The following is a 9,276-nucleotide window of genomic DNA, read 5'->3' as shown; positions in this document are numbered from 1 at the left end:
TTTTGAACCAGTAAATGTTATATGTCTTATTCTTTCATCCTTACACAAAGTTTCACCTACACTACTTCCACCACCTGTCAAAAAAGCAAAACCTTCTGGAGGAAAACCTGCTTCAAGAATTATTTCTGTTAGAATTTTCCCTGTTTTAGGGGTATAGCTTGATGGTTTAAAGATTATACTACATCCTGCTGCAATTGCTGGAGCAATTTTGTGAAGAGCAAGATTAAGAGGAAAGTTAAAAGGAGTAATAGCAAGAACAATTGGGTCAGGTTCCATTATAGTAAAAGCTATTCTTCCTTTCCCAAATTCAGAGGCATCCATTGGTATAAATTCTCCATAAATTCTTTTTGCTTCCTCAGCTGAAAAAGTTATTGTTTCAAGTGCTCTTTTGGTTTCTATTCTAGCCTCATTAATTGTTTTTCCAGATTCTATTGAGATTGTTTTTGCAAGCTCTTCAAACTTTTTTTCAATTAATTCTTTAACTTTCATAAGAATTTTATATCTTTCAAAAGAAGTAAGTTTTTTAATTTTTTCTCTATTTTTATGGATGAAATCAATTGCCCTTTCTATTTGGGAGGAAGTGGCTTCAGGAAATTCGTATACAATTTCCTTTGTCCCTTTTTTATACACAGGAAAATATTTTTCACCTTCCTGCCATTTTCCTTCAAAAAAAATTTTTTCTTTCATTTTTGCCTCCTTGATTGAAAAAAAATTATAATTAAGAATTAAATAAATGGGCAATCTAAAAATTATAAAAGTTGAAAGTGAAAAAGATTTGGAAATTTTTATAGATACTCAAAAAGAAATCTATAAAAGACTTCCTCTTGTTGGTTATATTGAACCGTTGAAGATTCTGGAAAAAGAGCATTTAAACAAGAAAGGGAAAAATCCCTTATTTAAAAAAGCAAAAGTTGAATACTTTATTGCCCTTAGAAATGATAAGCCTGTTGGAAGAATAAGTGCATATAAGGCAAATCATAAAGTTTTTGGTGTTGATGAAAAAATAACCGGTTTTTTTGGACATTTTGAATCAATTCCAGATCAGGAAGTTGCAGATGCTTTACTTGAAGAAGCAGAAAACTTTTTAAAAAAAGAAGGATGTAAATTAATTATTGGACCAGCAAGTTTTGCTTATGATGGAGTATATGGGGTTCAGATCAAGGGTTTCGAATACCTTCCCATGGTAATGACACCATGGAACCCGGAATATTATGCAGACCTTATAGAGGAAAAAGGTTATAAAAAAATTGTTGATTTTTTTGCCTGGTTTATACCCTTGTATATTATACATCCAAGACTATCCAAAATAGTGAATGCTGAGGAAAGGTTATATAAGGAAAACGGGATTAAAATTAGGAGAGCCAATTTAAAAGATTTTAAAAATGAACTTCAAAGAGTAAGAGAAGTTTATAATAAAGCATGGGAAAATAACTGGGGAACTGTTCCTCTTGATGAGGAAGATATGGAGTATATAGCAGAAGAATTAAAACCTGTTATACTGCCGGATGCAGCACTTATAGCAGAAGTAAAAAATGAGCCAATTGGGGTTGCAATAGGAATTCCAAATTTTCTTGAAGCCATAAGAGATTTTAGGGGAAATTTAAATCCCATAAATGTTTTAAAATTAATATGGAGATTAAACAAAATTCCTTTTTCCTCAAAAATTCCAAGACTAAAATCAGGAAGGCTACTTATACTTGGAGTAAAAAGGGAATATCAGGAAGGAGCTGGTGTTCTGATGGCGGCAAAAATTCTTTTAAAGGGTTATAAACTGGGTTATAGGTACGGAGAAGGTTCACTCACTCTTGAGAACAATTTTGAAATAAATAATTTAATTAAAAGATTGGGAGGATTGCCCTATAAGGTTTTTAGAGTTTTTTATAAAGAAATATGATGGAAATTTTTGAATGTAAAAGTTGCGGTTCTTTAATTGGTATTCAGGGAGAAAAAGAGCCTTTATTCTGTCCCTTATGCAGGGGTAAAATGATAAAAATTGAACTTGATGTGGATTTGAAAGTAAAAATCACCTGTCCTGATTGTGAAAATATATTTTTTGTAAAGGAAAACTTTTCTCCTTATAAATGTGCTTTTTGCAATTTTACCTTCATTTCTTCCCCTTTCCGTAAATTTGAAGAAAGACTTTAATAAAGAATACTAAATATCTGTATTCTTGAATTCATCTGTTCTACCACATAAACTTTTTTATTTCTTATAAAAATTCCCGCTGGTAACCTGAACTCACCTGGATTCCACCCTATTCCCTCTATACCAAGATATACGTTTCCATACTTATCAAAAATTTGAATTCTATGTAAGAAGGAATCTGTCACATAAATATACCCTTTTTCATCTACTGCTATACCTTTAGGCCTTACAAAAAAACCTGGTGCATTTCCAGATTTACCGAAAACATTAATAACCTCTCCTTTTGGATTTAAAATCTGAACTCTAAAATTCCCCCATTCACATACATAAATATTTCCTTCTGAATCAAGATTAATTCCAGTTGGATAAAGAAATTCTCCTGGTTTATTTCCTTTTCTTCCGATTGTATAAAGAAATTGACCCTCAAAGCTAAAAACCTGAATTGCCATGAGACTGTCATCAAGCACATATATCTTTTTTCTGTAATCGTCGACAGTAAGATTAACCGGTTTATAAAGACCCTTTTTAATAACTAAATTTCCCTCAAATTCAGGTATTTTTATTCCATAAACTGCTTTTGCACCTGGATCAGCAACAAAGAGCATACTAAGTGCCTCGGAAAAGGCAACTCCTGTGGGTCTTGTGAATCTAAAACTTCTTGTTCCCTGATACCATTTAACTATTTTGTTTTTTTGATCTATAAAAACTATAGCAGCAAAACCAGGGTCAGCCACATAAATTCTTTCTTTACTATCAACAAAAATTCCGAAAGGGTATTTTAAAAGTCTTGTTTTTTTTATTCCAAGAATTTTATCTACTGTTCTTTTTATTATATTTCCCTCTCCTACAATATCCTCTTTAGTAAATAAGATTCCCTCATATTTTATTTTTGCTTCTTCAGGAGGGGGTGGCCATACAAACTCTTTTTTTTCCTGAGAAATTAAAATTAAAAATACTAAAAAATTCATCTTTTAACCTCCGGTTTATGGGGATTATGGCATTTAATACAATCATCACCTTCAAAATGAAAATCAATTTTATGACAGTTATTACATAAATCCAAATTTTTTAAAAGCTTAGATTTACCTCTATGAAGTTTATGACAATCTATACAGGCTAAACTCAAATGTTTCCCTGAAAAAAGTTCAATCTCTAAATGACATTTTTCACAAAAAATAGGATCAATACTTCTTAAAAGGTATTTATAATTCCTTTCATGAGGATCATGGCAGGTTGTGCACTTAATTTCTCTCTCTTTTTCATCAATAGCATATTTTCTAATGGGGTGATTGTCTTCTTTATAGTTAATTCCTAAAAAAATAGAAGAAGTATCAGGAATTTCATAAAATTTTGCTATATTGCTATATAAATTTATAAGATAATTTTTATCAGTATGACAGTTCATACAGGTAAGGGAAACATAGTCAAAATCTTTAAAGTTTTCTTTTAATTCATCATCTGGTATTATTTTAATAAGAAAAGGACCTTTTGAGTTATGGGATGAATGACAAAATTTACATATCCTCTCTCCTTCTCTATTTCTAAAATCGTGAGGGGAATTGAGTAAAATTAAAAAGAAAAAGAGTTTCATTTCTTATGGCATACAGAACATACAGGTTTATTTGGCCATTTTAAATGAAATCCAAATTTTGTGCCATGAGAGTTGTGACAGCTATTACAAAAGATACCTTTTTTATCACCAGGGTGATTTGCAATAGGATGATGGACACCGTATAGTTCCTTTTCATGACAAATTATGCAGAGAGAATTGATTTTAGTTTTTAAAAATTTATCCTCCATAGAAGAATGCGGATCATGACATATAACACATTCACCTCTTGCATAGGGACTGTGAAGATAAAAACCTTCTTCAATTTCATGACATTCTTTACAAACTTTTTCTGAATTTGGTCTATCAAAAATACTTTTATGACAGTTATCGCAAGCTAATTCCTCAAAGGGTGGATGAAATCTTAGACCTTTATCAAATTTTTCCTTATGACATGTAAAACAGTCAAGTTCTTCACTTTTTGAAACTTTTTTATATGTTATTGAATGGCAATTTTTACAAAATTTTTCCACTTCTGATTTATGAAAATTATATAATTTTGCATCAACTTTGAAGTTTTCAGAAGGAAGTGAATAAATAATAAGAGTCTGTGATTCTGTTTTATTATTTTTTTCATAATAAAGAGTTATTTCATTTTTACCATTTTTAAGTTCTACTATAAAATGTTTTATATTTTCAGCTCTAAAAGTATCGTAAATAATTTCTGGTTTTAAAAGCCATGCTTTATCAGCTTCAAGGATTATTCTTACAAATCTATCCTTAACAAAGATAGCTGATGGGGGTGTTAAAACTGCAAAAAAAAGTAAATAAATCAATATTCCGCCTTTCCGTGACATGCAGGTCCGCATATTCCTCCTTTTTTATTTTTTTCAAATTTAAAAGTCAATATATAATCATTGGGACCAAACTTTTTTCCACCTTCAACAAAAAATGGATTATCCGAATAATGGGGATTATGACACAAAGAACAGGTTATTCCCTTATCCTTTTTGACGTGAAATTCATGTAAATTTAATCCATTTTTTTTAAAATTGGTTTTTTCTGAAAAAATAGATTCTTGATCATGACAGTTAAAACAGAGTTCATATTGAAGGTATGTAAAGGTAGTGTAAAGTTTATTTGGATACATTGAATTAAGAAGAAGAGGAAATTGAGAAGAGTGGGGATTATGACAGTTTATACAATTTTCTAAAGGAGGATGTTTATATTTTTTTATCTTATAAAAATTTTCCATTTCTGTATGGCATTTAAAACAGAGAGTATTTACCTGATTTAATAAATAAGATTTAGAATTATTACCGTGAACATCATGACAATCCTTACAATTACCCTCAATAAAGGGATTATGGATACTTATCAAATTTTTTAAAATTTCTTTATGACAGTTTGAGCAAAGATAAGGAAGTTTTTCCTTAAGAAGATGATTGATAGGGGAAGAGTGAGGATTATGGCAGATAGAACAGTCCTCATTCACAGGTGGATGTTTCGATGAAGATTTATCGGAATGGCAGGATAAACATAGTTCAGTAACATTTTCAATCTTTTTAAATGGGTGTTTTCCGACAAGTTCATGACATGAAGAACAATCTTCTTTTGCAGGTGGATGGAGAACTTTTTCCTCAATTAATAAATCATGACAACCCTTTTTAATACAATTTTCCTTCTGAAAAATCAAAAAAAATAAAATAATTTTCATTTTAATTTTATATTTCTTTTAACTAAAAAGTGGAAAATTATATTACTTTCACTTTCAGGATATATTAAATAAATATAAGTAAAACCTAAACTTAAAATCAAATCCCCATAATTTCTTTCAAAAGCTATTTTTAAATCATTTTCAAATTTCTCTCTGAAATAAAATTTTTCCTCCAGAGTGAACATATTGAATAATCTTAAAGGAGCACTGAAAGAAATTCTTATAAATTCCTTTCTTGTTAAGGAATACTCTGTTTTAATGTATTCATTTACATAACTGAAATTAAAGGGAATTTCTTTTGTGTTAAATTCTACTCTTGTATGATACTTTATCCAATTGTTTATATTATTATTTATTCTGGTGATATCTCTAAAATAATAAAAATTTAAGGATAAAAGGTATCTTTTTGAATTATAACTTAAATTGATTCCTGAATAATAACCGTATTTTTTTTCATTTTTTAAAATCCATGTGTCATTAAAGGTTTTATAATATAAATCAACAAAAAATCTCAAATTTTCAAAAATTAAAAATTTTTTTTGTTCATATAAATTACCTTCTTTTAATAGATAGCCCCATCCATTACCCTGAGGATTCTGAGTAAAAAATATTGAAAATCCTGGTGAAATTGTAAGTGTTCGGGGTAAATTTAAAAATTTTAAATAGAAAGTCTGAGAAAAATCCTCATAAAAATTTTTTCCTTCTTTCAGGGAATTTGTTTGAAAACCTAATATGGTATTAGAAATAAATCTTTCTGAAAAGAATTTTTTAAATGAGGTATTTAAAAGGTTAGTGGTTGTAAATTTTGATCTATTGAAAGAATAGTACATATCAAAAAAGTAATTTCTATTTTTAAAAATATAATATACAAAACTTGAGTTTATGTATGTAAATGAGTTCCTGAAAAAGTATTTCGTATCCCACTTAAAATTAATATCACCTTTTTTATAGTTATAATTAAAATTAAAATTTTCTATATTCTGGGATAGGTTTTTAAATTCTCTATTGTAATATAAAAAGAAAGTATTTTCTTTAAAGGAATAATTTGAGGTGAATGCTAAACTTTTTTTATTAAAACTATTTTCTTTTCCCCAGGAATATGAGAAATTTAAATTAGGAAAATTTCTAATTAATAGTCCCTGCGAGATTATATAAGTTAAAGTTTTTCTTTCAAAAATTATTTTGTCCTCTTTTTTAAAATCTTCTTTTTTTACAGTAAATTTAAAAGGAAACTTAGATTTTTCTAATAAATTAAGATTAAATAAAAAAGGAGCTTTTAAAAAATTTTTTTCTTCTCTACCATAAAGATTTTTATTCCAGCCCTGCCATAAAAGGTATGTTTTAAGATTGTAATTTAATAATTCTCTCTTATAAATAAAACCATTAATAAATAAATTTATTGAATTTTCATAATCTTTATAAAATGGTTTTGTAAGAGTGTTTTTAAAATTCCCATTTACATAATACCTTTCTGAAAGAAAATATAGATTAAATTTTGTAATTCCTGCATTTAAAAATGATATTAAAAATAAAAAGGGGAGGATTTTTATCCCCCCCTCTTTAAGGACTATCACTTTATTCTATTAAACTATATTATTACTTTCTGTGACAATCAAGACAAATCTGGCTATTGGTTGTATCACCTCTCAGGAATCTATAGGGAGGATTAAAGACTTGTGTATTATGGGGATCATGACATGTTGCACAGGTCATAACTGAATCAGCATTTGGTTGCTGGGCTGAAAAATTATAAAGAGGATAAGGCCAACCACTTGGAGGGTTAAACTCTGTATTCGGAAGAATTCCTGGTGCAACATCCATATCTACGGGGTGAGAATAAATAAGAGAATCATTAGTTCCGCTTGTTACATCAGGTGGATTCTGCACTGCTGTTCCAACATTTCTGGGCCCATATGAATAGAGTGTTCCCATATCAGCTGCAGTCTGAGTTCCATCATGACAGGATAAACAGGCGTATGTTAACCAGGATGCCCTTGTCATGGGATCAGTATATGTTCCGTTATAAAGGGCAGTTATTGTTGGCACATAGACTCTGTTCCAGAGATAATAAAAGTTCTGATTGGGATTGGCATTATGAGGGGTATGACAGTAAATGCATACCTGTCCTTGATTAGGTCTATTGAAGTCATGTCTACTTCCCACTACTGTCGCATGGAGCCAAATAAAAAAGGCTCCAAGACTTATTATTGCTATTATATATTTTTGCATAAGTCCCTCCTTTTTTATTAAGGATTCGCACCTAAATATTATTAAATATATTAAACAATCTTTTTAAAATTTTTCATAATTAAACATTTTGAAAAAAGTGTCAAAAAATAGTATAATTCTATAATGAATTTAAATTTTAAAATATTTTTGATTTCTTTTTTTATATTTTTATTGAATATACCTTTTGGTATCTGGAGAAGTAAAACTAAAAAATTTTCTCTAAGCTGGTTTCTTTCTATACACCTTCCAATTCCACTTATTTTTTTAATGAGGATGAAATCTGGAATCGGGTTTATACCTTTGAGTATTCCTATTTTCATTTTTGCCTTCTTCTTGGGTCAATTTGTAGGGTCAAAAATTTTAAGATGACTATTATATATGATGGAAATTGTAATTTCTGTAAAAAAACAGTTTCTGTTATTAAAAAATTCGGTTTTAGAAATAGAATCAATTTTATAAGTTCAAAAAATAAGATAGAACTTAAAAAAATTCATTTTATTCAAGATTATATCTTAAAAGATTTTGTAGTTATAACTGATGGAAAAAGAATTTTAAAAGGCTTTTATGTTTTCAGATCTCTAATCGATATGATTCCTTTTTTTATCTTTTTTCAATTTCTTTTTCATTTACCTTTTTTTAATTTAATTGGCGAAAAAATTTATTTAATTATATCAAAGAACAGAAACTGTATAATTAAGTTTTAAGAAATACTTTTATTATTGTTGCTATTACTGCATAAATAAACCACATTGAAAAAGAAACTAAAATCCCTTTTTTCCTTTCAATTTCGCCTATATGATGAAGGGCAAGTCCATATAGGAAAACTGACCATAGAGTAAAAAAACCTGCCTGTTCAAAGAAAACCCTTAAAAAATTCTTTTCAGGAAGAAACATAAAAAATAATGAAAAATCAAGATTTACATAGGGAGAGTTCTTTAATATAGCTATAGGAAAAGCAATAATTGAACCAAGAAGACTGATAGCATATATATGAACAGCAGAACTAAAGAAGGCTAAAAAATCTCCCTTCCCTTTTAAAAGTATTGAAATAAAAAAATAGATAAAACCGATAATCAAAGTAGAAAAAACAAATCCAAATATAGCAGAAATTAATGTAAAAACATAAAACAAGGGGGAATTAAAAAATTCTAAGGTTTTTTGAAGAGCTTCTTCAGGAATTTCTCTTTCCATCAGCAAAGTTTCTCTATTCGGTAAGATAACAAATTGAATATAAAAAAGAGAAATAATAAGAGTAACTATAATCAGGATAATAAAGGGAACAGCAAGAGGTTTTTTCTCCTTAATGTTTTTTAAAGCCTCATCTGGATTAAAAAATATCTTTAAAATTAAATCCATTTATAAACCTCCTTTTTAAAAAATTATATTTATATTTTACAAAAAAATTAAAGTTTTTTAAATATAATTAAGAAATATTAGATAATGGGAAAAGTAAAAATTCGAAGGCTAAAGCCTGCGCCTACCATTTTTTTGAAAATTTTTAACATTTATTCTCATATTCTATAATTTTATGGTAGCCGCACCCTTTAGGGTGCGAAATATTTTGTTTTAAGATTAAAATATGAAAAAGAAAAAAGTTTAAAAAATAATGATAGAGAGGAAAAATTGAGGGAAATTA

12 protein-coding genes are annotated in these 9,276 nt (G+C 28.5%); 3 read left to right on the top strand and 9 right to left on the bottom strand.

Annotation, left to right across the window (positions count from 1 at the left end; translation table 11 throughout):
• Window positions 1-687 (bottom strand): aldehyde dehydrogenase family protein (locus ABIN73_09980; protein MEO0270054.1); only part of this gene is annotated, 687 nt, incomplete at its 3' end.
• Window positions 688-733: 46 nt separating this feature from the next.
• Here ABIN73_09980 and ABIN73_09975 point away from each other — a divergent pair.
• Together ABIN73_09975 and ABIN73_09970 are read left to right on the top strand one after the other, a co-directional pair.
• Window positions 734-1,894 (top strand): hypothetical protein, encoded by a 1,161-nt coding sequence (locus tag ABIN73_09975; protein ID MEO0270053.1) that lies wholly within the window; start codon window positions 734-736, stop codon window positions 1,892-1,894.
• Entirely contained in the window at window positions 1,891-2,145 is a 255-nt protein-coding gene (locus ABIN73_09970) for a hypothetical protein (protein MEO0270052.1), read from the top strand. The genes ABIN73_09975 and ABIN73_09970 overlap by 4 nt, the downstream gene beginning before the upstream one ends.
• On the opposite strand, the gene ABIN73_09965 is transcribed toward ABIN73_09970, so the two are convergent.
• From ABIN73_09965 to ABIN73_09935, 7 genes are read right to left on the bottom strand one after another with little or no spacing between them, the layout of a single operon-like run.
• Window positions 2,142-3,113 (bottom strand): 6-bladed beta-propeller, encoded by a 972-nt coding sequence (locus ABIN73_09965; GenBank protein MEO0270051.1) that lies wholly within the window; start codon window positions 3,111-3,113, stop codon window positions 2,142-2,144. The two genes, ABIN73_09970 and ABIN73_09965, sit on opposite strands and share 4 nt — an antisense overlap.
• Window positions 3,110-3,736 carry a cytochrome c3 family protein gene (locus ABIN73_09960; protein ID MEO0270050.1) on the bottom strand — a complete coding sequence of 209 codons (627 nt, stop codon included), beginning with the start codon at window positions 3,734-3,736 and terminating at the stop codon, window positions 3,110-3,112. Before ABIN73_09960 ends, ABIN73_09965 begins: the two co-directional genes overlap by 4 nt.
• Window positions 3,733-4,551, bottom strand: a complete 819-nt coding sequence (locus ABIN73_09955; GenBank protein ID MEO0270049.1) for a cytochrome c3 family protein — start codon at window positions 4,549-4,551, stop codon at window positions 3,733-3,735. The genes ABIN73_09960 and ABIN73_09955 overlap by 4 nt, the downstream gene beginning before the upstream one ends.
• Complete coding sequence (locus ABIN73_09950) at window positions 4,527-5,411, bottom strand: cytochrome c3 family protein (protein ID MEO0270048.1); 885 nt, start codon at window positions 5,409-5,411, stop codon at window positions 4,527-4,529. Before ABIN73_09950 ends, ABIN73_09955 begins: the two co-directional genes overlap by 25 nt.
• Entirely contained in the window at window positions 5,408-6,985 is a 1,578-nt protein-coding gene (locus ABIN73_09945) for a hypothetical protein (GenBank protein MEO0270047.1), read from the bottom strand. The genes ABIN73_09950 and ABIN73_09945 overlap by 4 nt, the downstream gene beginning before the upstream one ends.
• A gap of 22 nt (window positions 6,986-7,007) precedes the next feature.
• Complete coding sequence (locus ABIN73_09940; protein MEO0270046.1) at window positions 7,008-7,640, bottom strand: cytochrome c3 family protein; 633 nt, start codon at window positions 7,638-7,640, stop codon at window positions 7,008-7,010.
• Between the two features lie 50 nt (window positions 7,641-7,690).
• The gene (locus tag ABIN73_09935) at window positions 7,691-7,960 is read right to left on the bottom strand and encodes a hypothetical protein (GenBank protein ID MEO0270045.1); all 270 of its coding nucleotides are present in this window, start codon (window positions 7,958-7,960) and stop codon (window positions 7,691-7,693) included.
• 45 nt (window positions 7,961-8,005) lie between these two features.
• On the opposite strand from ABIN73_09935, the gene ABIN73_09930 reads away from it, so the two are divergent.
• On the top strand, window positions 8,006-8,344 hold the full coding sequence (locus tag ABIN73_09930; protein ID MEO0270044.1) for a DUF393 domain-containing protein: 339 nt from the start codon (window positions 8,006-8,008) through the stop codon (window positions 8,342-8,344).
• Here the strand turns inward: ABIN73_09930 and ABIN73_09925 are convergent.
• Window positions 8,334-8,996 carry a YIP1 family protein gene (locus tag ABIN73_09925; GenBank protein ID MEO0270043.1) on the bottom strand — a complete coding sequence of 221 codons (663 nt, stop codon included), beginning with the start codon at window positions 8,994-8,996 and terminating at the stop codon, window positions 8,334-8,336. The two genes, ABIN73_09930 and ABIN73_09925, sit on opposite strands and share 11 nt — an antisense overlap.
• Between the last annotated feature and the right edge of the window lie 280 nt (window positions 8,997-9,276).

It is taken from the genome of candidate division WOR-3 bacterium, assembly GCA_039804025.1.
Classification (GTDB): Bacteria; Hydrothermota; Hydrothermia; order Hydrothermales; family JAJRUZ01; genus JBCNVI01.
This window is presented reverse-complemented; position numbering and strand designations above follow the sequence as displayed.